The 220-nt window shown below is 35.5% G+C and carries 1 protein-coding gene; it reads right to left on the minus strand.

The genetic code is table 11. The features are described from left to right. A partial coding sequence (locus tag KA845_RS01260) for a plasmid recombination protein (protein ID WP_210127743.1) occupies positions 1-220 on the minus strand: 220 nt, incomplete at both ends.

The raw sequence follows: 220 nt of genomic DNA on the forward strand, positions 1-220 counted from the left end.
TTTAGCATTTGTAACTTGTCTTGATTGTCCTCGGTCCAAATCATACCCACGTTGATTAACATATTCGTTAAATCTATCTTGAAACGCTGTTAACGCCTTTTTATTCCCTACAACTTCTTTCGCACTTAATCTACCGTCATCAGTGATAGGAACAACACCATAATGCATATGTGGAGTTTTTTCGTCCATGTGAACTGTCGCATATAATAAATTATCTTTA

The sequence above is a fragment of the Staphylococcus sp. GDX8P114P-2 genome (genome assembly GCF_017892945.1).
GTDB lineage: Bacteria > Bacillota > Bacilli > Staphylococcales > Staphylococcaceae > Staphylococcus > Staphylococcus arlettae.